Origin of the sequence: Mucilaginibacter sp. CSA2-8R (assembly GCF_038806765.1) — a bacterium.
Lineage (GTDB): Bacteria > Bacteroidota > Bacteroidia > Sphingobacteriales > Sphingobacteriaceae > Mucilaginibacter.
This window is the reverse complement of record NZ_CP152389.1, coordinates 3,974,220-3,995,711: the sequence shown is the minus strand read 5'-3', so window position 1 is coordinate 3,995,711 and position 21,492 is coordinate 3,974,220. Positions and strand designations below refer to the sequence as shown.

The following is a 21,492-nucleotide window of genomic DNA, read 5'->3' as shown; positions in this document are numbered from 1 at the left end:
GTTCGATGTTTTTAATCTTGTTAATTTACTTCGAGGTCATCTTTAGACGGAAACTTCGGGAATTTGGCATGTGGCTCTAGCTGGTACCAGTAGGCTACAGTAGCGATGTCTGAATGCTGTAGCAGGTAACGGTTAAAGTACCGCCATCCTATATCCTGTATAGTTATCTTTAAGTCTTTATCAAACCGTACAGGGTCTAATATATGCCAACGGTAAAGGCCAAAGCGCTGCTGGGAAACATATAAACCGTCGGGCTTGATGACCTGGTGCATGCTTGCATAGGCGGTAGAAAACGGCTCATACTGGTGCGTCTTTTTGTTCTCAAAATTGTAAGAGCCGCAAAAGTAGTCTTCGGTACCGGTGCCATTAATCGTCGGGTATTCTTTATCACCATCAATGAAAAACTTTAATTCACCTTCGCCCCACCAACCATTATTATTTGTACCAAAAGCCATATATGTACCTACATACTGGCCTTTGCCGCTTACATGATCTAAAATGGTATGTATTGAGTTTTGGGTTGGGTTTGACCGGCGGTACTGTGCATGAAAGTAGGCCTCATCCGGATCTACCTTGGTAAGCGTATAATCGACCTGGTAGTATAACCGCATCTGGTCCTTGTCATTTACGTTTTCGAGCGTAATTTTACATTTTCTGCGGAAAGGCATTTTCCAGTAGCAATTAAAAGAGCTGCCCGGATTTACGGTTACGGCTAAAGAATTTAAAGGGGCATACTCGTTCCAGCCCATGCCAAAAAAGTCGCCCACCGGTACCTCAATAGATGGCGTTTTTTCGTCGTCCCAGTAAAAGCGCAAAATAGAGAAGCGCCAGTTGCCGGTTGGGGTCATCCAGATATGCTGTATAGCACCCTGCCCGTCAATTTCAGCAATAGTAAGGGTCTCTTTCGGATCTACAATGATAAAGGGATTTACTTTCCACCCTAAACCCAGGTCGCGCGTTTGAAAAGCAGAATTGGTTACATTACGCTTACCCTTGTCTTTCACCGGGTCGGCCATGCCTCCTTTACCTTTAGCACCGGTAAAGTTTTCGGGGCTAATGGAGCGCGTTTGGGCATCGGATATTTTTGATAAAGTGCCCATACTCATATCTAAACCATTAAAAGCTGGCTTTTGAGCAAAAGCACTCACTGAAAAAAGTGCTACTATGCCAGCCATCAAAACGTTTTTAATCATGTGTACCTCTTTAAATTTATGCAAGCCTTCTCTTAATCACTTACCGTTTAAGGAAGATTTTCAATAGTATTTCTGTATTTGTTATACATGTTTGTCGCCAACAGTACAGGGTCTCCCTGCGTCTGAATCGAAAACTGATCATGACTGTTTACCCAGTTCCACTCCCAGTCTTTCAGTTGTTCGCCAAACACTTTCTCATCCACCGGCTGCTGCTTTTTAATTTGCTGGTTTACGTAGGTAAAAAACTGTTGCCACCGGGGTTTATAAAAACTGCTTAGCATGCCTGCCCATTGTTTGCATGCATAATCATGAAGCGGACTATTTTTATCCCCCCAAAGGGTAATCAGGTTGCGGGCATTTTTTTCATATAAATTTTTTTCGTCCGCTGTGTTACCCATCTTCCGGGCGTCGCTCAGCCATTTACCCAATAAAAAATCAGGGTGTGAGCTTAACAGGGTGTTCATGTCGTCAATTACGGTTAAAAATTGAGCGGCACTGGCGTTAAAAGCTTTGTAATCACCTTTAGCGTAAGCTGCAGCAAAGTTTTGCTGCAGGGTATCTGCATAGTTGGCCATCACTTGCCGGGTTACATCTATCAGGTCATACTGAAAGCCTGTACTGTTTTTTAAGTCGGGAGCTGCTTTAATTAAGTCATCCCAAGCGGGCAGCAAATCTTTAGGCCGGTAAGCTTTTTTGGTGTTGGTCCAAAGCGTTGTTGGTTTAAAAGTAGGGCGTCCTGTTATGATAGATTCAGGCCCGCCAGAAGCAATAGCGCCTTCATAAACTGTTTGGCTGAGCGTTTTCCAGGCATGCCAGGCCATCTTATTGGGCTTGCCATACCGTCGCGTAGCGTAATCATTGAGCCATGTGGGTAAATCAATTGGGGTGCTGCGCCAAACGTTATCCAGCAATAGCTCATACATTACCGGGTTTTGTTCGATAGCCTCGGGTGTTAAGCCTATACCTGACAAGTTTTTGGCTAAAGGATTCTTAAGCGTTTCTGCCGGCGTATGCGCTACGGTGTTCATGCGCCCATACATACTTACGTTGCCGCCAAAGTTGTGCAGCATACACCATATCCATGTTTTGCCGTAATAACTTTCGGTACGGTTCCAAACAGGCTTATTTTCGCTAAACAGATCGAGAATAATCATTCTGTCGTCGGGTACGGCATTTAACAGCGCTTTAATTTGCCGGGGCTGCCAAAACTTAGCTTCGTACAAAAATAGCCAGCCCTGCATAACCCATTTAGCCTTGGCATCCGCCGCTGCCATGCTTTGATATACCTTTTTACTCACGTTGCTTAAAAAAAGCGAATCATTGGTAGGCGGCGTATTTTCGTTAAAGGTATCAGCCGAGTAAAGATGGTCAGTGCCATATGTCTTTACCTCCTCTTCAATGAATTTTTGACCAATGGTAGTAAACATTGGGTCTGAGGGGTCTAAAATATATACGTCAGGAAAGCCCTGCCAATGTGTTTTCTTGAGCTTGGCTTCGGGAAAGCGTTTAGCAAAAGCAGGCGGCACATGGCCGGTAAAAGCAGGTAAAACGCTTTGCATACCCAATGAACGTTCGCGAGCCAGAATCTTTTTTTGCAGCGCTTCGTGCTGCGTAAAAAAGCTTTGGGGTAGGGGGCCGCCCCAGCCATCGAGGTTGCCCATCCAAAACCAGTTAAAATAGGCCGGACCGCTAAAAAAGCTATCTAAATCTTGATTGGTAAACCCCAAGTTTTTATACACCCGCTGCCATATAGAGTTTTGACCGGTAACTGCTAAAGGCATGTTGATGCCGTTTAGCGCCATCCAGTCAATTTCTTTCTGCCAACGATCCCAATCCCACCAGCTCATGGAATAATTGAAAGTGCAGTAGTTTAAATAATAGCGGTAGTTATATGGTGTGGTACGCCTGATTTTATGGGGAACTACCGGCAGTGTAGCTGGTAATTTTAAATTGGTACCATTCCAGCTGATGTTGCAATGGCCGTAAGTTTTGAGGTAGTAATTCAATGCACTGGTGATAGATACACCGTTGCTACCGCGAAGCAAGATTTTATTATGGTTGCTTTCTACCTCAAATACATCCTTTCCGTTTTGTTGCGGTATATAAGCTACTTGAAACTTTTGGGCATGTTGCGGTAATACCCGTTTAATTAATGCGTACACCGGCGCCGCATCCTGACGGGATTGCGCCTTAATGGGCGCAATTCCTGCCGAACAAACGATCAGTAAACCACAAAACCTGATGATTTTTGCTAAATGTAACCCTAAATACATATTTACCTGCGTTTAATTTTACCAGCCCGGATTTTGACTCAGATTAGGATTTTTTTGTATTTGCGTAATCGGAACGGGCCATAAGTAGTTTTTATCAGAAAATATACGCGACGTATTAATAATCAGGTAGCCATTGGCATCGGTAGGTAATGCGCTTACAAACGCCTGATTAGCGGCCGGAAGCAAGCTTTTTTTCATGCCTTTTACATCTTGGGCCAGCAATGCGCCTTGTTTCCAGCGCACAATGTCAAGCCACCGGTGGCCCTCTAAGGCCAGCTCAACTCTGCGTTCCCGTCTAATTTCTGTGCGCAAGTCGCCACCCCAGGCAGCTATGTCGGCAATCTTCATGTCAACCATACCTACCCGTTTTCTCAGCAGGTTAATGGTTTTATCAATATCAGCCTGCGTTAGTGTGCCTTGTTCCAGGCGGGCCTCTGCATAAGTAAGTAATACTTCAGCATAGCGCAGTATGTGAATATCATTGCTATCCTGGGTTACCAAATCCACCGTGCTGATCTCCACATATTTTGTAAAGTAATAGCCGGTAGACGTTACAGTCCCTTTTTTATCTGCGTTAAACTTTGGAGAATTATAAATTGGCGTGGTTGCACCGTTAGACACACCGTCGGCATGCCCGCCCCAGGCCGACCCCGGGCTAAGCACCGTTTGCGGCATGCGCGGATCCCGGTTCTTAAACAAATCAGCATACGAAGCCTCGCTATACAATGGTGATACGTTGATTGGTTTGCCGTCGCTACACAAGTAGGTGTCAACCAGTGACTTGGTAGGGGAAAAACGCGAGGTTTGATCAGGTACCTGCGCTTCGCGGCTCATGTTATGAACCGATACGTTGGCCAGGTAAGTACGTGCAAATATGGTTTCTTTGTTATTGCCGTTAGCAAGCTTACCGGTATATTTAAACAGATTATTGTAAGCTGCTGCCGTGCCGCCTGTAGTGTACAGCTGATATACGTTTAGCGCCATTACATCAGCAGCTGCTTTTTCGGCAACGCTGTAGCGGGCATAGTGCAAGGCAACTTTAGCTTTCCATCCTAACGCCGCGCCTTTAGTAGCTCTGCCTAAATCTGCACTCGAATAGGTTGTTGGCAGTACTGCGGCTGCAGCATCCAATTCCAATAAAATCCAGTCTACTATATCTTTAACCGGGTTACGGGGGGCTGACAGATCGGCATCACCAAGGTTTAGCGTTTTGGTTACCAGCGGTGTATCGCCAAAAAAGAATACCAGGTAACTGTATAAATATGCCCTCAAAAATCTTGCTTCGCCCGAATATTGGTCTAATCTGGTTTTACTTACCGTAGTAGCCTTTTGGTAGTTTTCCAAAAAATAATTGCACCGCCGAATGTGGGTATATTGATTTACCCACTCGGTATTTAAGGTAGGTAAACTAAAATCGTACCGCCCGGTAGATATTGCTAAATAATCAGCCGTAGAGGGGTAAATAGTATTATCTCCCATATTCTCTAAATCTATGGTAGGTTTACCCCGCACGCCAATATAGCACGCATTTACAGCAAGCTTAAGCTGGTCATCTGACTGCCAAAAGGCATCATCAGAGATGGCGTCGAGCGGTTCGCGGTTTAAAAAATCTTTTTTGCAGCTGGTTAGTAATGCAGCAATGGCTGCCGGTAGGGCTACTGAGCCTGCCGTATAAACTGATATATGACGAAGGAACAACCTGCGTCCGAGTAAGGAGTTCTTTTTTTCGCTGAGATTTTCCATGTTTAAAGTTTTACTTTTGAAATCGGTTTTATAAGTCAACTGGTTATAAAACCGATTACTGATACATCCTGAGTTAATTGATAGATTACTTAAGGCGTACATTAACGCCGAATACAATGGTCTTTACTTGCGGATAGTAACCGCCGTTTGTTGATGGCGTTTCCGGGTCATAAGCGTAGAAGTAATTAGTTTTGGTCAACAGATTATCAGCTGATACAAACAGTTTTACTAAATCAACCCGATATTTGGTAAGTAAAGTGCGTGGTAAGGAATAGCTTAGCTGCACGTTTTTGAGCCTTAAGTAGCTGGCATTCTGCAACCAGTAATCAGATAACCTGGCCGTTGAGTTACGATTGTCCAGGTAAGTAAACCTTGGATACCAAGCATTTGGATTATCAGGTGTCCAATGGTCGCGGTGTACTTCTTGCGGATATGCACCATTGGCATAAAATGGATGGATGCCCACCCCAGTTACATAACCGTTAGCTTTTCCAACACCCTGAAGAAAGACACTAAGATCGAAGTTTTTGTAGCCCACGTTGCCGCGGAACGAATAGGTGTAGTGCGGAAACGCATCACCGATTACTTCACGGTCTTTATCAGCAGTAATTACGCCGTCTCCATTCAAATCTCTGAATTTAATGTCGCCCGGCGCAATTTTTGCCGCGTCGGCTGTAAAAATCGGGAAGTTGGGCACCAGTTTACCTGAAGCATCTTTAGTAAAATCGCTTACCTGCGCCAGCCCATCTGTACGGTAGCCATAAAAAGCATCAATCGGGTAGCCCACTTGGCGTATACGGTCGGCAATGGTAGGCGGTGCGCCGCCCAGGTCGACCACATTATTTTTAACGTCTGATAGTTGTGCCGTAAATCCATAACGGAAATCCTTAACACGATCATTCCAGCCTATACTTACTTCCCATCCTTTGTTTGATACCGTTCCTGCATTTTGGTCAGGCACCGTTAAACCAATAACGTCAGGCTGCGGTACTTTAAGTTGTATACCGGTGGTGCGCTTGTTAAACCAGTCGGCAGTGATATTTAAACGGTTGTTGAATAGCCCCAAATCCGCACCGATATCCAGCATGCTTGCCCTTTCCCAATGAAGCAGCGGATTGGACAATACTGTTTGGGCAAGGCCTGTAGTGGTGGTGTTGCCAATAGGCATGTTGGTTGATGGTGTTCCGGCAGCTCCTATTACTCCCAGGTATGGATACCATTCGGCATAACCGGGTGCGTCTGCACCGTTTTGGTTACCTAATGAGCCATAAGAGACACGAATTTTACCCTCACTTAACCAGCTTAAGGCTTTAGCGTTTTTTACAAATGATTCCTCCGTAAAACGCCACCCTGCTGATGCAGAAGGAAACGTACCATAGCGGCGGCCGGGTGCGTACCTCGACGAGCCATCAGCGCGCAAATTGGCTTCGAGTAAATATTTGTTGTTATAATCGTAATTAATACGGCCAAAAAACGAGCGCAATGCATACTGGTAAGCGGTGCCTCCTGCCAGTGGGTTAGCGCTCCCCAGGTCTAAAATAGTAACATCGTCACTTACAAAATTTGTTTTTGATGCCGAGAAGGTGTCATAACGAACCGAGCGTTGCTCATAGCCTGCCAGTGCTTTAAAATGGTTTACGCCAACGTTAAAACTATAATTAAGCAAGCCGGTAACTATTTCTACCCGGTTTTTATAACTGCTGTTTTGCAGCAAATTGTTAGCACGGTTAGTAAACAAAAACACATTGGTGTTAGGATCAAGATAATCCGTTTTTCGTGCAAATAAAGTGGCCGTTTGATTGGTGGTACTTAAACCGTAGCGAACCTGGGCACTTAAGTTTTTAAGTATATGCGCTGTAGCAGACACATTACCAGTAAAGTCCTGAGATGATAATTTGTTAGATCCTCCAACAGTGGCCGTAGCAACGGGATTGGCCGAACCGCCACCGTAGCCATAGCTGCCGTTTGTAAAAAATACAGGGGTGAGTGGAGAGGCCGTTAGGGTTTGATATATCGTTCCGGTGGCAGCCGCAGTTTCGTCGGCTGGCTGGTTTTGTTTCCGGTCTATAAAACCGATGTTGCCGTCTATGTCCAGAAAGTTGAGTATGTTATTAGAGTTTAACCGTAACCTTACATTATTACGGTTAGCATCATACTGATTGCCAACAACTAAACCTTTTTGATCCTGCCGGGCGTAAGACATATAATAGCTTAAATCAGAAGAACCGCCGTTTAAACTCACACTGTGATTTTGCTGCGGTGCCGATGATTTAAATAAAGCTTTTGGCCAGTTGGTATTCGCATAAAAATTGGGGTCGCTTCCGTTACGTGCAGTCTCTATCTGGGCCGCCGTAAAGCTTGGTGCGAGGCCAACATTGGTTTGCGATTCATTTAAATACTGCATGTACTCCACCGAACCCAGCATTTTAGGCAGTGCCGTTGGCTTTTGTAAACCAATGTACCCGTCATAATTTACTATGGGCTTTTGGTTAAGCTTACCACGCCTTGTAGTGATCAGAATAACGCCGTTGGCAGCTTCAGATCCATATATCGAAGCAGAAGCTGCATCTTTTAACACTGAAACACTTTCAACATCTTCGGGGTTCAGGAAATTTAAGTCGCCTGGAACGCCATCAATAATTACGTATGGGTTAGAGTTGTTGGTAGTGCCTGTGCCGCGTACGCGCAACGTGGCCGTTGAAGCACCGGGCTGTCCTGTAAAGCTAACTGCTGCCAAGCCAGGCAACAGGCCTTGTAAGCCTGTGGACAGAGAAGTTATTGGCCGGCTGTCCAAAGCCTCAGAGGTTACCATAGAAACAGCACCCGTTAAATTTACCTTCTTCTGAGTACCATAACCAACTACCACTACATCGTTTAGGCTTCTGGTGCTTTCAACTAACGTTACATTGATGCTTGTTCTGTCACCAACTGCGATTTCCTGTGTAGTAAAACCGGTGAAGCTTACCACCAGCACAGCACCGGGCTGAACGTTTCTCAGTTTAAAATAACCGTTTGCATCGGCGCTGGCAGCTATCGTGGAATTTTTAACACTTACGGTTGCGCCAGGCAGGGGCAACCCTTTTTCATCCACTATCCGGCCGCCTAAGTCCAGAAAGCCGGCGGACGCCTGAACAATGCTTGGTTTGGCTTTCACCGAAATAAATACCGTTTTGTCAACTATTTTATAAATTATGGGTAAGTCCTTGAAACATACGTCCAAGACCTCGTTAATATTAGCGTTAGTGAAGTTGATATTAACTTTTATTTTAGACAGGTCATAGTCTTTCACTAAAAATACGTACCCAGTCTGCTTTTTTATAAGTGATAAAACTTTTGTGATAGAGGTGTTGTTCTGGTGGATATTAATTTGACTGTAGCTGTAAGCACTGGCCTGCATAATAGCCGCAAATATTATGAAACTTACGATTTTCATAACCAATAAGAATTTAGCAGGCAGCCACGACAATGGCACGCCTTGATTAAAAGCATTAGAATTCATACTTTTACTTAGGTTTGAGTTTAATTTAAGTGTAGTTAACTTTATGTTTTTCTGGAAACGGAGAACGGAGAACTCAAATCATCGCCGGTTAGTGCTTCCAACACTGCCGGTTTTTTTTGAGACCCATATCAAACCTAACTTACTGTGAGAGGTACTTTTCTATTCATAATCTGAGGTTTAAATGTTTATAATCGGTTTATTGGGTTACAATAATTTGGTTGTCTTTTATCGTGAAATGCAAGCCTGTGTAGGCCAGTCCATCCAATACCTTTGATGCGGATAAACTTTTATACATTTCGCCTGTAAAATGAGCATCAGGGATATCGCCTTTATATACTACATCGACATTATACCAGCGTGCTAACTGTTTCATTACTTCTTTAATTTGAGTGTTTTCGAAGTGAAACAATCCTGACTTCCAGGCAACCTCTGCTTCAGCGTCATCCAGGTTTTTAACAGAAACGCGGCTGTTACTTGAATTCATAAGGGCTTGCTGTCCCGGTTTTAATAAAGCTATTTCTGGTATCGCAGTTTTTGTAGCAAGCGCAATAGACCCTTCTAATAGGGTGGTTTTTACTATATTTTCGTTTGCGTAGCTGCTAATATTAAAATGTGTGCCAAGCACCTTTACGGTTTGTTTATCTGTTTGTACTATAAAGGGATTTTTACGACCATCGAAATTTTTGCTGGTTGCTACCTCAAAATATCCCTCGCCCACGAGCGAAACCACCCTTTCGCTATTTTTACTGAAAAGCGTTGGAAAAGTGAGCGACGATCCAGCATTGAGCCAAACTAACGTTCCATCGGGTAGTTTAACCTGGTATTGCTGGCCGTTGCTGGTTGTTAATGTATTTAAGCCAGGTTTAGCGTTTTCTGCACTCGACTCAATTTCATAAGTTAGTTGCCCTGTCTTGTCTTTTACAATACGCACGCCGTTCTGTTCGGCAATGGTTTCACCTGTAAAATCCGACAAAAAAATTTCCTTGCCATTTGATAACCGAAGCATAGCTGCGTTCTTTCCAGGTAGTAAGTCACGTTTCTTATAAACTTTGGTAAATCTGGCGGCCGGCTGTTGCTGCTTGTACATAAAAATACCAGCTGATGCCAAAAGCAAAGATGCAGCTACCCAGCGAAACACAGGTCGCATATATAGGTGTCTCAGTTTGGCTGTAGTACTCTGGCTTTGAACAGTATGGGGCAGCCGTTGCCATATTTCATCACCTGCGGCTTTAAAATCAGTTGCAGCGTTATCGGCAGTAATTGATTTCGCAGTTAAATTATAAATATGGAAAAGGCGCTGCTGTTCCTCAGGAGTGCATTGACCTTGCCGGTATTTTAAAAGCAATTGATGAACTTCTTTATCAGTGTCGTTCATTACAGTTGGTTAATTGGCTTAATTATATGAACAACAACTTACTTCCGGGGAGGTAGTAGGTGAAAAGTTAAAAAAAGAAAAAAAAAGAGGACAGCTTACCGCGCAGTACATTTAATGCGTTGTTAATCTGTTTTTTAACCGTTTTGTCAGAGATGGACAACTCTGATGATATCTCTTTGTAAGATTTATTGGCATTGCGGCTCAGCAAAAATACTTCGCGCATCTTAGGCGGCAAAGACTGGATACCCGCTTCTATTATAGCCGTGAGTTCTTTAGTTATTGCCAGGTCATCAGCACTTTCGGTAGCAAGCAAACTTTTATACTGAAGTTCATGAGCATACTTGGCTTCTACTTTTAAGTGTTTAATAATGTTGAGGATTTTATTGCGGGTAACGGTGTATAAAAATGCTGGCAATGTAAAGTTTGTGAGCTGCTGATTATTACCCTCCCATAAATCTGTAAATACTTCTTGTATTACATCTTTTGCATCTTCATCGTTTTTAAGCATGTGCCGGGCATGGTTATACAGCAACAGCCAATATCTGTCGTATATAGCTTTATAAGCAAAGTCATCTCCTTTTAAAAAAGATTGAAGCAATTCTTCGTCACTCATTTTAATCACTACGCCATGCTTTTGCCAAGTAAAGATGCATGTTATACTGCATATAACAAAACAAGACAGATTAATTTAGTAAACAAGCTTTAAGTTTATTATTGAAGGTATAACGGGTAATTTAAAATACAATAGCGGTCTGAAGGTCACAGTGGTCGGTTATGTTCTTTAATTATATGTTTGTTTTTTAATTGGAGACGATAAGGAAGGTTGTTAGTGTATGTAGTGCTCCTTGCTACGCTCTTTTTTGTGCTAAACAGAAGGAGCCGTTTGCCAAAAAAGATTTAATAGTACAGCGACTGTTAAATGCACATTTTAAAATAACCGAAACAGTATTAACTAAGGCGTTTTGGATCGCTTTTAATTTTTATTATTGACAAAAGTCTACAAAAAATAAACCCTGGTTTTCTAATTCAACACAGCGGTTTGTGTTACCTAAGTTAAAAATAAAAAACAAGTAGCTACATGATAGGTAACGAGAATCCTGACTTAAAAAAACGTCCAGTAAGGGGATAATCAAAAAATCTCTAAAGTAGAGATTTAAGTGGTTTTCGGAGGTAGAACATGTCTACTTTGTGCGCCCACCGGGGCAATTCTCGAACCATTGTCACGTGGATATGATGAACTTGACAAATATATAATCTTGCTTAAATAGAATGAGTTGATCGGTTGCTTTAATGGGCTGCCAATTCGGTGGCTGTCAGCCCAAATTGTTTTTTAAAAGCAAAGGAAAAATGTGATAGGTTTTCAAAACCAACATCTAAATACACATCTGACGGGCGTTGTTTTTTATTTGAGATTAAGTAATAGGCTTGCTCCAAACGCTTTTGCTGCAACCATTTTTCGGGTGTTGTAACGAATATTTTGGCGAAGTCCCTTTTAAAAGTCGATAGGCTTCGGCCGGTAAGCTGAGCAAATGAGGACATCGGAATATTATACTTATAATGATGGTTCATATACGTCTCCAAATCTATCTTATGCGGTTCATTAAAATCAAACAAGAAGCTTTGCAAGGCATTACCTGTCTGAAGCAATAACTCAATGGCCTCATAAGTTTTCAATTCTGCTACTTTTGCGGTAAGCTTTTTGGGATGATCAATATACGGCAGCAACGAGTCGAAAAAGGCTTTCAAAAAAATATTTCCTGTCAAGTCGATCATCGCTTTGCCTCTGTAAATGCTGGGTTTTAAGATCTCATTCTCGGTTGCGTATCGGTGCAAAATGTCTTGATCCAGAAATAGGCTGATCAACGAAGGCGGTTCTCCGTTTAGTCCTGTTTTTTTGAGCTTTTTAAATAGCTGGTTCCTCCGCATTAAACACACGGTATCCTCTTTCATGATGAAGGTTCCTTCGCTTGAAAAATACTGCGACTCTCCGGACAACATAATGCCTAAAGCGTGATCGGGAAAGTAATGTTCGCTGCTTTGCGTCTTCCTGTGACCCCGCGCATACAGGAAATTATGCTGAAGAATTAATTGGTCTTCCATGACTTATTATTTTAGCTGACTCATGATTAATTTATCCATTTGCTTGTCTGGTAGTACCCTTTTCAAAAGTAATAAAAGCGAAGAAGCCATTTGTGACGTTGTATATCGTGCTTTTGGACTTTTTGCGTTTATTCCCTTCAGGACCAGTTTCGCTATCACTACCGGTTCTGCTACATCCTTGGATAACCGGGTAAACAAATTATGCGTTTTAGTAGCCAAGTCTTTGTAAGCGGTATGTCCTGATACTTTTAGGAGAATATCCGTTGCCACATTCCCCCATTCAGATTTAGTAGCCCCTGGTTCAACAACGATGATGTCAATACCAAATTCCTTAACTTCATTTCTCATACTATCGCTCAATGCTTCCAGTGCAAATTTACTGGCATGGTACCATCCGCCTAACGGAAAGGCAATTTTACCACCAACAGACGAGATATTGATGATCTTACCATGTTTATTTTCACGCATTTTAGGCAATACCAGTTGGGCTAAACGCATGGCACCAAACACATTAACATCAAATTGATAACGTGCCTCTTCCATCGATATGTCCTCGATCGCACCTTCCTGGCCAAAGCCGGCATTGTTGACCAATATATCAATACTTCCTGCTTCTTTTAAAATTTCTTCGACGCAAGTCATTACGCTTTCATCTTTAGTAATGTCCAACGCTATGGGTTTAATACCGTACGTTTTCAGATCCTGCATCTTGTCTGTTCTGCGTGCAGCACCATACACATCATAACCGTTTTGCGCCAAATAAATTGCGGTTGCTTTTCCAATTCCTGCCGAAGCTCCTGTAACTAAAACTGTTTTTTTCATGACCATAAAATTTATATTGCAAAGATGCTTTACGCGGGTCATGCATGGTTTGTTAAAAAGTCCAAATTTGCATGTTGAAAGGGTCAAAAATTCGATAGTATTTTGTATAGACGGGGCAATTATTATCATTTATAAGGCAAAGCAAGTGACGTTTTCGTTCCTGTAAAAGAACGCTACACAATGCTGAACAGGACGCTATGCAGGTCCGGTGTGCGCCATCAATTCGTCTTTTAGAAAGCTGATAAAGGTTGTCCAGTATATAGGTATTTCCTAGTTGCTTGCTACGTTGATGTATTGCATGCGGTAACAGCCTTTGCGTGTAATCGGAGTAAATAATAATTCCTGCTGCTCATAGTATGGTCTGATCATCCATTGCGGCAGTACCATTACCCCCGAACCGGCCTTTACCATCTCAATGCCTGCGTCGGTAAACGGAATGTGTACCAACTCGGCAGGCAAAATCTTATTTCTTTCAGCAACTCCTCATATATGTTGTTGGTATCAAGGCTGGCGGAATGCGTAATCAGTGTAACAAATTTAAAGTCGTCTGGACTCCAAAAAACCTTTTGCTTAAGGGGGGGGTACAGGTATAATGGCCAGCAACTCATTCCTGAACATCTTTTTTCGGATGATCCGTGTATCATTGATGGTGGTGTACGAGATCATTATGGCCACCTGTCCATCCAAAAGCATCCCCGGGATACTCTCGCCGGAATTGTGTACTACCTTTACTTTAACTTCTGGATAGCACTGCACAAATCATTTAAGCAATTTAGGCAGACAGTAATAGCTGGTATGGCATTCGGCGCTTATCCTTATTTCGCCGCGCAAATGGCTGGTAGTAGACCTTACCTCACGGCTCAGCCATTCCATCTCTTTTAGCATCACCTTCACCGGCTTTTAAAAACAATGTACCCAGGCTATTAATAATCATTTTTTTTCCTTGCGGTCAAATAGCGGCGCACCAGCTTGCTTTTCAATTTCTTTCAGCTGGTAACTATGGGCAATCGGCGTTTGAAAAAGGGCAGTAGAAGCGGCAAAAAAACATCCTTAGGCTACTATTTCTTTAATTAGCCGGAAATGACACAATTCGATGTTTATCAATTTAAAGGTGGCAATAATAAATTTATACTTAAAAGATTTTCATCGGTTTGATGAAAGTTTTTCGTTTTGGTGTTTTCAGGCACTTGTTAGCTTTGCTCAATGATAAATTTTTGTTCGTGATGAAAAACTTTTTTCTTCAGGGCTTGGCTTTTGCTGTGTTATGGTCGTCGGGCGCAGTGGCTGTAAAGTTTGGCATCCGGTCAGCAGACCCTCTTATACTGGCTGCCATGCGCTTTATGTTTACAGGAGTACTTTTTGCACCCTTTTACATGCTTAACCCGCAAACCCGCTTTATTCCGGGCGGTACCGAATGGAAGCAGGTACTAATTTATGGCGCACTAAACACCACCGTGACCCTGGGTGCATTTTCTGTTGCGCAAAAATATGTGTCGGCCGGCATCAGCAGTTTATTTATTGCCGTTACGCCGTTGTTTATTTTATTTGCCAGCACGCTGTTTTTGGGCCGCAAAATGATCCGTACCGAGGTTGGCGGTATGCTCATCGCATTCATGGGTATAGCCGCAGCTTCGTTTGGCAGTACGGTACAAGGCCATATTCATCCGCTTGGTATTTTACTTTTGATTATTTATGTACTGGCTTACACCAGTAGTGCCATTTATTTTGCTAAAATTAAGAGTACGCTTACCACTGGTGTTTTTAACGTGTGGCAAGTGTTTATTGGTGGTGTAATGTTAATACCTGTGGCCATGTTGTTTAAACAGGTCCATGTAATACGTGTAGACAGTTGGCTGGTTGGATCGCTTTTATACATGGCAGTGGCCTTATCTTTTGTGGCCAACCGTTTATGGCTAAACATGATCAATGTTGATTCGGTAAAAGCAGCCAACTGGCTTTACCTGGTGCCCGTACTGGGTTACATATATGGTCACTTTTTACTTGGCGAACCTATTGGCCTGTGGGGTGTGGCCGGAACCATGTTGGTTTTAGCAGGCCAGCTGCTTAGTCGGAGCAAATCGGCAAAAATCTTATAAGCAAGCAAGGTAAACAAGCTTTTACAGTAATTAGATGATGTGACAATTACCTGTCAAGAATTGCAACGATATCATTTTATCTAAAATATATAGTGAAAAGCCTGGCAGATGGTATACTAAAACTATATAAGTATCATTTCATCACTGTTTTATATCAGTGAATAAATTTTGCTGTCGTTGGTGTGATTCTTAAGACACATCAATGTTGAGTCAACTTAAATGGCGGCTCCAGTGAATAGTTTATAATGCTAAAAAGAATCATCAAAGATATTTGTACTAATGAAGACTGAGGGCCTAAACACTTGTAATTTAGCACAACCACTTACTTCAATTACTGTGATAAGTGATAGAGGCCATCACTAATTAACAACAATAAGACATTATCATTGGTTTCCATTTACAACGGATAAGCGGTATCGCTTTTAGTTTCAGACAATACAAAAAAACTTTGCACCGTGGTGATGCGGGGCAGAGTAGAAAGTTTGTTGCGGTAAAAATCGTGGTAGGCATCCATATCGCTGGTAGCTATCCGCAGCACAAAATCAAAGGTGCCCGTCATCTGGAAACACTCCATCACTTCTGGAAATTTGACTACCTCGCGCTCAAAAGTGCTCAGGGTTTCTTTGGTGTGGTCGTTCAGTAACACCTGGCTGAAAGCAATCAGGTTGCGGTTTATTTTTTTGCGGTCTAAAATAGCTACTGTGCGTTTAATGTAGCCCTGCTCTTTCAGTCGCCTGATGCGTTCGTGTATGGTAGCTATTGACTTGTGGAGCTTAATGGATAACTCTTTGTTGGTTAATGAGGCATCCTGCTGTAAAAGCCTTAAAAGTTCGGTGTCGGTGTGGTCTAAATTGCTAATAGCCATAGCTAAATAAAAAGAATGAATGAAAAAATTACGGTTGCTAATATAACAATCCATAACTAAGCCGAAATTTAGGTAAATTAGTTTTTGTATTTCCGTAAAATTTATGGAAATATGGGTAAGTATTGATCTAAAGTTCGATAATACGGAAGTTTGCTATAATTCATCTAAGTATTATGGCAGTCAGCGAGGCAATTCTATCTCAATCCGATTCGTTAAAAATCAAAATTAATAACCTGTGGCACTTGGTGGGCAATACGCCCATGCTGGAGCTGCATTACCGCTATAACGGTAAACCGGGCCGGGTATTTGTGAAATGCGAACATTACAATTTGACGGGTAGTGTAAAAGACCGTATGGCGCTGTATATTTTGCACCAGGCTTATAGCATGTCGGTAATTAAACAGGGCGACGTGATTGTAGAAGCTACCTCGGGTAATACCGGTATTGCCTTTGCCGGTATTGGCAAAGCCCTTGGCCACGAGGTAGTGATTATGATGCCTGACTGGCTGAGCAAAGAACGGCAGGATATTATTAAAAGCCTGGGTGCAAAGGTGCACCTGGTGAGTAAAGCCGAAGGTGGCTTTTTAGGCAGTATACGCCTGGCGGAGGAGTTGCAGCAGCAATCGGCCGGGTACTTTTTGCCGCGCCAGTTCGAGAATATCTACAATGCCGAAGCGCACGAAAAAACAACCGGTCCCGAGATATGGCAGCAACTGCAAAGCATAGGTTTAACGCCTGATGCCTTTGTAGCCGGGGTAGGCACCGGCGGCACCGTGATGGGTACCGGAAAGTATCTGCGCGCCATGAACCTAAAGCTGAAAGTGCATCCGCTTGAACCTGCCGAATCACCAACTCTGACTACCGGCTACAAGGTAGGCGCGCACCGCATCCAGGGTATATCCGACGAATTTATCCCGGCCATTGTAAAACTTGACGAAATGGATGAAATTGTGCAGGCCGGTGATGGCGATGCCATTATTATGGCGCAAAAAATGGCCAGCCAGTTAGGTCTGGCCGTGGGTATCTCCTCGGGTGCTAACGTAATTGGCGCCATTAAACTGGCCGAACAATTAGGTCCGGATGCCGTGGTAGTAACCTTGCTTTGCGACAGTAACAAGAAGTACCTGAGCACGGATTTGGTAAAAGAAGAGCCGGTAAAGCCCGGTTACCTATCGACCGAGGTAGATTTTACCGACTACCAACCTATCTGCCGCCTGCCCGAGCCGGTAATTCATCTTTAAAACCCTGATTAAACTCAATCAATAAATCCGTTTTATGAAAAAGCTTATCCTCATCCTGGTGCTGATGTGCGCCGGCGCGACATTGCGCGCACAAATTTTAACGCCTGTTAAGTGGGCCTACGCCGGTAAACGTATCAGTAAAACCGAGGCCGTAATTTTAATTAAAGCCACGATGGATGACGGGTGGCACCTGTACTCGCAAAATACTACCGAGGGTGGTCCGGTTAAAACTACCATTACGTTTACGCCCGATGCCAAATATAAAATGATAGGTAAAACCATCGAGCCGAAAGCTATCACCGAATTTGAAAAGGCTTTTAACATGAACGTGAGCTTTTTTGAGCATTCGGTTGTGTTTCAGCAAAAAATTAAAATGAGTACGGCGGGACCGCTTACTGTAAAAGGCACGGTAGAATACATGACGTGTAACGACCAAAAATGCCTGCCACCCGACCAGCTTAGTTTTACGGTAACCATCAAGTAATCCAACTTTCAACTTATTAATTTTACTTCCTTGCATCACATTAAGCGTTTGTTCATTTTGAGCATGTTGCTGCTTTGGCTATACCCCTTAGCCGTTGCCGCAGCTGTTCAGGACACCATCCCGACCGCAGATATTGAGTTCAAACCAGCAGAGAAATCTGCACCTGCTGACAGTATGGTTAGCGGCACTGCTCAGCATCAATCGCAGCAAAAGTTAAAAGCAGCAGCTGTTAAACCGCAGCCGGCAAGCAGTGCCAGTCAAACCCTCGGCAGCATATTTTTAGCCGGGTTTTTAGGCGGACTGGCCGCATTGCTGATGCCGTGTATATTCCCGATGCTACCTTTAACGGTTAGTTATTTTACTAAAAGCACCACGTCTAGGGCAAAGGCCATCCGCACGGCGGTTTTTTACGCGTTGAGTATCATTTTTATTTACGTGGTGCTGGGGCTGGCCATCACCATAGTTTTTGGTGCCGATGCCCTAAACAGCCTCTCTACCAACGGTGTGTTTAACTTCGTTTTCTTTCTACTGTTGGTGGGTTTTGCGACATCGTTTTTAGGCGCTTTCGAACTCACGCTTCCTGCCAAGTGGGTAAACCGTATGGATGAGCAGTCGGACAAAGGCGGGTTGCTGGGTATATTTTTTATGGCAGCCACCTTATCGCTGGTGTCGTTTAGTTGCACGGGGCCCATTATTGGTACCTTGCTGGTACAGGCGGCGGTAAGCGGGGCTCTGTTAGGGCCTGCTATAGGTATGCTGGGGTTCTCATTAGCATTAGCAATTCCTTTTGCTTTGTTCGCCATGTTCCCGAGCTGGTTGGGCGCGCTACCTAAGTCTGGCGGCTGGCTCAATAGCGTTAAAGTTACTTTGGGTTTTTTAGAACTGGCCCTGGCACTTAAGTTTTTATCGAATGTAGACTTGGCTTACCGCTGGCACTGGTTCGACAGAGAAATCTTCCTGGTATTGTGGATTGTTATTTTTGGCCTGATGGGCTTGTACCTGTTGGGTAAACTAAAATTTAGTCACGACAGTACGCTTGCTTATCTTACCGTGCCGCGCTTATTTCTGGCGATGGTTGTACTGGCTTTTACCTTATATATGGTGCCCGGTTTGTGGGGAGCGCCGCTTAAAAGCATCAGCGCATTTTTACCGCCGCAATCTACCCAGGATTTTGATTTGTATACCGCCAGCCTGACCGCAGGTGCAGACCCGAGTGCTGCGGCAATTGATAACACTCCGCGCAAGTATGCTGGTTTATTTGAAAAACCTGCCGGCCTGAACCCGTTTTTTGATTATGCCGAAGGTGTAGCCTACGCCAAAAAGGTAGGCAAGCCCGTTATGATTGATTTTACCGGCCATGCCTGCGTAAACTGCCGTAAGATGGAAGCCAATGTGTGGACCGACAAAGCCGTGTTGCCCGTCATTCGCGACCAGTATGTGCTTATCCAGTTATATGTTGACGACAAAGAGCAATTGCCTGCGGCCGAACAATATACCAGCAAGTTCAGCGGCCGCCGCATCACCACCATTGGTGCCCTCAACAGCGACATACAGGCCTCGCGGTTTAACAGTAATTCGCAGCCGTTTTATGTGTTGCTTAACCCGCAAACAGAGCAGCCTCTTACCGAACCGCAAGGCGCCGATTTTGAGGTAAGCCGTTATCTGCAATACCTGCAACGCGGACTAAGCGCCTTTCGCCCATAGTCTTCATTTGTTCTTTCGTGATAAAGATTCAGTTAATTTTTTAGTTTTTAGCAAAAGCATCCCCTTGAAGACGATGCTTTTGTTGTTTTATAAGCTCGCTGCCGGTGTTGTAGATGCTCGGTATTATTAATATGACTTATAGAACGAATCAATCGGCTGAATATAAGACTGCTGTTTGAAAGTTGAGTTATGTTAATAAATTGTTATATTGGCCTAACGGTAAATGAATACGCAAGAATTATCTGACAGCGACTTGGCTTTAGCGCTCCAAAGGGGCGAAGAGTTCGCTATTGCAGAAATCTACCACAGGTACTGGCGAAAATTGCTGGCTATCGCCTATAATCATACCCAGGATAAGGTTGCAGCCGAAGAGATTGTGCAGGAAGTTTTAATTAAACTGTGGGACAAGCGCGGACAGGTGCAAATTGAATCATTGCCAGCCTACCTGGCTACGGCTACCAAGTTTTCCGTATTAACAGCCATCCAACGACAAAAACGCAGAAGCGACATTGCCATGGCCGTTTACGGGCAGAAGCTGCACGACTTTGACGACGAAAAAATTTACGCCCGTTTTTTACAGGAATATATAAACGGTGTTGTCGAAACACTGCCCGAAAAATGTCGACTGGTATTTAAATACAGCCGCGAGCATGGCAAATCGCTATCTCAGATTGCCTTACAAATGAATATTGCCGAAAAAACGGTCGAAGCCCATCTCACTAAAGCCTTAAAAGTTATTCGCCTCTCGTTAAGGAGTATTGGTATGATGCTTTTATTTATTTTCTTACGCAATTATTAAAAATACCAACCTAAATCGTTGGTTTATTATTATTTTGATGGTTTGGTTGTGCTTTTTTTGATGATTAATGAACATCTCTCTGCTGTTTTAAGAAAATTTTAAAAAAAAACTGCGTTTAGACTAAGGGTGGCTTGGTGGTTTGTGTAACTATCTTTTAAACGCAATCATTTTTGCATGAAAGACGAACAGTTACTCGCCCTGATAGAAAAATATCTCGACGGAACCGCTACCGAACAGGAAAAGCAACAGCTTGACCAATGGTATCGGGAGCAAAGTGCGCATGAAGCTGTTTGGCATACAAACTCAGCTCTGGAGGAGCAGGCGTTAGAGCAGCGTATGCTGTTGCATCTTTATCAGCATATCAAAACCGACGACGCTCCTGTAAAAAAACTCTGGCAACGTAATTTATATCGTTATGCCGCCGCCATCTTTTTGGTTGTTACTGTTTGCGCCGGTTATCTATTTATTACCCGAAAAAATTATACTGTAATTGACCGCCCGGTAGCCGTTGTAGCGCCCGCAGTGCTTTCCGAAAATCGTTTTGTAGTACTGCCTGATAGTAGTACCGTAGTGCTACGCTCTGGCAGTTCCATACGATATGCGTTGAACGGTCGCGTGCGTGAAGTGCATTTAAAAGGCGAGGCTTTTTTTGATGTGAAACATATGGCAGCCAACCCTTTTGTGATATACGCCGGCAACATAAAAACAACGGTGCTGGGTACAGCTTTTAACATCAAGGCTAATTATGGCCAGCAGGTGGTGGTATCCGTGAGCAGGGGTAAGGTAAGCGTATCAGATGCTAAACAGCACCTATTAGCCACCTTGCTGCCTAACCAGCAACTGGTTTATAATGCCATAAATAAAAAAGTTTTACAGGAAAATGTGGAAGCGTTGAATGCCATTACCTGGGCTAAGAGCGATATGCAGTTTGAGGATATGCCTTTTAAACAACTGGCCGAACGCCTGAGCCGGCGCTACAATGTGAGTGTAAACTTTAAGAGTAAAAATTTAGAAAAATGCCTGATTACCGGCCGTTTCAATGGAACCGAAACCCTAAGCCAGGTATTGCAGGCATTGACAGGAACCATAGACGCGTCTTTTGCAACGGATGGTAAAACCGTGACATTAGACGGTGCTGGCTGTAATTAAAACAAACCGAAATATAAAAGAAATCCCCAACCTCTAATTAATAACGCTATGATGTACTATTACCCAGCCTGATTAAGCAGTATAAAGAAAGTAACGGTGTGCCGGATGCGCATCTTACAAAAAAAACTCCCCGGCCTTGGACAGCGATG

General features: G+C 43.4%; 18 protein-coding genes. 6 read left to right on the top strand and 12 right to left on the bottom strand.

Annotated features, from left to right (window positions below; all coding sequences use genetic code 11):
* Positions 1-20: 20 nt before the first annotated feature.
* From AAGR14_RS17075 to AAGR14_RS17025, 11 genes are all read right to left on the bottom strand, one after another.
* Complete coding sequence (locus AAGR14_RS17075; protein ID WP_342645448.1) at positions 21-1,193, bottom strand: glycoside hydrolase family 172 protein; 1,173 nt, start codon at positions 1,191-1,193, stop codon at positions 21-23.
* A gap of 47 nt (positions 1,194-1,240) precedes the next feature.
* Complete coding sequence (locus AAGR14_RS17070; RefSeq protein WP_342645447.1) at positions 1,241-3,466, bottom strand: alpha-N-acetylglucosaminidase; 2,226 nt, start codon at positions 3,464-3,466, stop codon at positions 1,241-1,243.
* A gap of 18 nt (positions 3,467-3,484) precedes the next feature.
* A complete protein-coding gene (locus AAGR14_RS17065) occupies positions 3,485-5,209 on the bottom strand; it encodes a RagB/SusD family nutrient uptake outer membrane protein (RefSeq protein WP_342645446.1) in 1,725 nt (574 codons plus the stop codon).
* Positions 5,210-5,294: 85 nt separating this feature from the next.
* The gene (locus AAGR14_RS17060) at positions 5,295-8,708 is read right to left on the bottom strand and encodes a TonB-dependent receptor (RefSeq protein WP_342645445.1); all 3,414 of its coding nucleotides are present in this window, start codon (positions 8,706-8,708) and stop codon (positions 5,295-5,297) included.
* Between the two features lie 196 nt (positions 8,709-8,904).
* Complete coding sequence (locus AAGR14_RS17055) at positions 8,905-10,083, bottom strand: FecR domain-containing protein (RefSeq protein ID WP_342645444.1); 1,179 nt, start codon at positions 10,081-10,083, stop codon at positions 8,905-8,907.
* A 67-nt stretch (positions 10,084-10,150) separates the two neighbouring features.
* Positions 10,151-10,696, bottom strand: coding sequence for an RNA polymerase sigma-70 factor (locus AAGR14_RS17050; RefSeq protein WP_342645443.1), 546 nt, complete (start codon positions 10,694-10,696; stop codon positions 10,151-10,153).
* 674 nt (positions 10,697-11,370) lie between these two features.
* Positions 11,371-12,183 (bottom strand): AraC family transcriptional regulator, encoded by an 813-nt coding sequence (locus tag AAGR14_RS17045; RefSeq protein ID WP_342645442.1) that lies wholly within the window; start codon positions 12,181-12,183, stop codon positions 11,371-11,373.
* Between the two features lie 6 nt (positions 12,184-12,189).
* Entirely contained in the window at positions 12,190-13,005 is an 816-nt protein-coding gene (locus AAGR14_RS17040; protein ID WP_342645441.1) for an oxidoreductase, read from the bottom strand.
* 270 nt (positions 13,006-13,275) lie between these two features.
* Positions 13,276-13,464 (bottom strand): hypothetical protein, encoded by a 189-nt coding sequence (locus AAGR14_RS17035; protein ID WP_342645440.1) that lies wholly within the window; start codon positions 13,462-13,464, stop codon positions 13,276-13,278.
* Between the two features lie 111 nt (positions 13,465-13,575).
* Positions 13,576-13,761 carry a hypothetical protein gene (locus AAGR14_RS17030; RefSeq protein WP_342645439.1) on the bottom strand — a complete coding sequence of 62 codons (186 nt, stop codon included), beginning with the start codon at positions 13,759-13,761 and terminating at the stop codon, positions 13,576-13,578.
* Positions 13,762-13,764: 3 nt separating this feature from the next.
* Positions 13,765-13,893, bottom strand: a complete 129-nt coding sequence (locus tag AAGR14_RS17025; RefSeq protein ID WP_342645438.1) for a hypothetical protein — start codon at positions 13,891-13,893, stop codon at positions 13,765-13,767.
* Positions 13,894-14,159: 266 nt separating this feature from the next.
* Between AAGR14_RS17025 and AAGR14_RS17020 the strand changes: the two genes are divergently transcribed.
* Positions 14,160-15,101, top strand: a complete 942-nt coding sequence (locus AAGR14_RS17020; protein ID WP_342648703.1) for a DMT family transporter — start codon at positions 14,160-14,162, stop codon at positions 15,099-15,101.
* Between the two features lie 397 nt (positions 15,102-15,498).
* Here AAGR14_RS17020 and AAGR14_RS17015 read toward each other — a convergent pair whose 3' ends face one another.
* Positions 15,499-15,966 (bottom strand): Lrp/AsnC family transcriptional regulator, encoded by a 468-nt coding sequence (locus tag AAGR14_RS17015; protein ID WP_342645437.1) that lies wholly within the window; start codon positions 15,964-15,966, stop codon positions 15,499-15,501.
* Positions 15,967-16,139: 173 nt separating this feature from the next.
* Between AAGR14_RS17015 and AAGR14_RS17010 the strand changes: the two genes are divergently transcribed.
* The 5 genes from AAGR14_RS17010 (at position 16,140) to AAGR14_RS16990 (ending at position 21,343) form a co-directional block, all read left to right on the top strand.
* A complete protein-coding gene (locus AAGR14_RS17010; RefSeq protein ID WP_342645436.1) occupies positions 16,140-17,207 on the top strand; it encodes a cysteine synthase family protein in 1,068 nt (355 codons plus the stop codon).
* Positions 17,208-17,241: 34 nt separating this feature from the next.
* Positions 17,242-17,691 carry a protein-disulfide reductase DsbD domain-containing protein gene (locus AAGR14_RS17005; protein WP_342645435.1) on the top strand — a complete coding sequence of 150 codons (450 nt, stop codon included), beginning with the start codon at positions 17,242-17,244 and terminating at the stop codon, positions 17,689-17,691.
* 63 nt (positions 17,692-17,754) lie between these two features.
* Positions 17,755-19,395 (top strand): cytochrome c biogenesis protein CcdA, encoded by a 1,641-nt coding sequence (locus AAGR14_RS17000; protein WP_342645434.1) that lies wholly within the window; start codon positions 17,755-17,757, stop codon positions 19,393-19,395.
* 223 nt (positions 19,396-19,618) lie between these two features.
* The gene (locus AAGR14_RS16995) at positions 19,619-20,194 is read left to right on the top strand and encodes an RNA polymerase sigma-70 factor (RefSeq protein WP_342645433.1); all 576 of its coding nucleotides are present in this window, start codon (positions 19,619-19,621) and stop codon (positions 20,192-20,194) included.
* Positions 20,195-20,368: 174 nt separating this feature from the next.
* Positions 20,369-21,343 (top strand): FecR domain-containing protein, encoded by a 975-nt coding sequence (locus tag AAGR14_RS16990; RefSeq protein WP_342645432.1) that lies wholly within the window; start codon positions 20,369-20,371, stop codon positions 21,341-21,343.
* The last annotated feature ends 149 nt before the right edge of the window (positions 21,344-21,492 follow it).

Excerpts from the sequence above, each read along its gene's own strand:
- AAGR14_RS17075 (WP_342645448.1), bottom strand. The coding sequence starts at position 1,193 with ATGATTAAAAACGTTTTGATGGCTGGCATAGTAGCACTTTTTTCAGTG.
- AAGR14_RS17070 (WP_342645447.1), bottom strand. The coding sequence starts at position 3,466 with ATGTATTTAGGGTTACATTTAGCAAAAATCATCAGGTTTTGTGGTTTA.
- AAGR14_RS17065 (WP_342645446.1), bottom strand. The coding sequence starts at position 5,209 with ATGGAAAATCTCAGCGAAAAAAAGAACTCCTTACTCGGACGCAGGTTG.
- AAGR14_RS17060 (WP_342645445.1), bottom strand. The coding sequence starts at position 8,708 with ATGAATTCTAATGCTTTTAATCAAGGCGTGCCATTGTCGTGGCTGCCT.
- AAGR14_RS17055 (WP_342645444.1), bottom strand. The coding sequence starts at position 10,083 with ATGAACGACACTGATAAAGAAGTTCATCAATTGCTTTTAAAATACCGG.
- AAGR14_RS17050 (WP_342645443.1), bottom strand. The coding sequence starts at position 10,696 with ATGAGTGACGAAGAATTGCTTCAATCTTTTTTAAAAGGAGATGACTTT.
- AAGR14_RS17045 (WP_342645442.1), bottom strand. The coding sequence starts at position 12,183 with ATGGAAGACCAATTAATTCTTCAGCATAATTTCCTGTATGCGCGGGGT.
- AAGR14_RS17040 (WP_342645441.1), bottom strand. The coding sequence starts at position 13,005 with ATGAAAAAAACAGTTTTAGTTACAGGAGCTTCGGCAGGAATTGGAAAA.
- AAGR14_RS17020 (WP_342648703.1), top strand. The coding sequence starts at position 14,160 with ATGAAAGTTTTTCGTTTTGGTGTTTTCAGGCACTTGTTAGCTTTGCTC.
- AAGR14_RS17015 (WP_342645437.1), bottom strand. The coding sequence starts at position 15,966 with ATGGCTATTAGCAATTTAGACCACACCGACACCGAACTTTTAAGGCTT.
- AAGR14_RS17010 (WP_342645436.1), top strand. The coding sequence starts at position 16,140 with ATGGCAGTCAGCGAGGCAATTCTATCTCAATCCGATTCGTTAAAAATC.
- AAGR14_RS17005 (WP_342645435.1), top strand. The coding sequence starts at position 17,242 with ATGAAAAAGCTTATCCTCATCCTGGTGCTGATGTGCGCCGGCGCGACA.
- AAGR14_RS17000 (WP_342645434.1), top strand. The coding sequence starts at position 17,755 with ATGTTGCTGCTTTGGCTATACCCCTTAGCCGTTGCCGCAGCTGTTCAG.
- AAGR14_RS16995 (WP_342645433.1), top strand. The coding sequence starts at position 19,619 with ATGAATACGCAAGAATTATCTGACAGCGACTTGGCTTTAGCGCTCCAA.
- AAGR14_RS16990 (WP_342645432.1), top strand. The coding sequence starts at position 20,369 with ATGAAAGACGAACAGTTACTCGCCCTGATAGAAAAATATCTCGACGGA.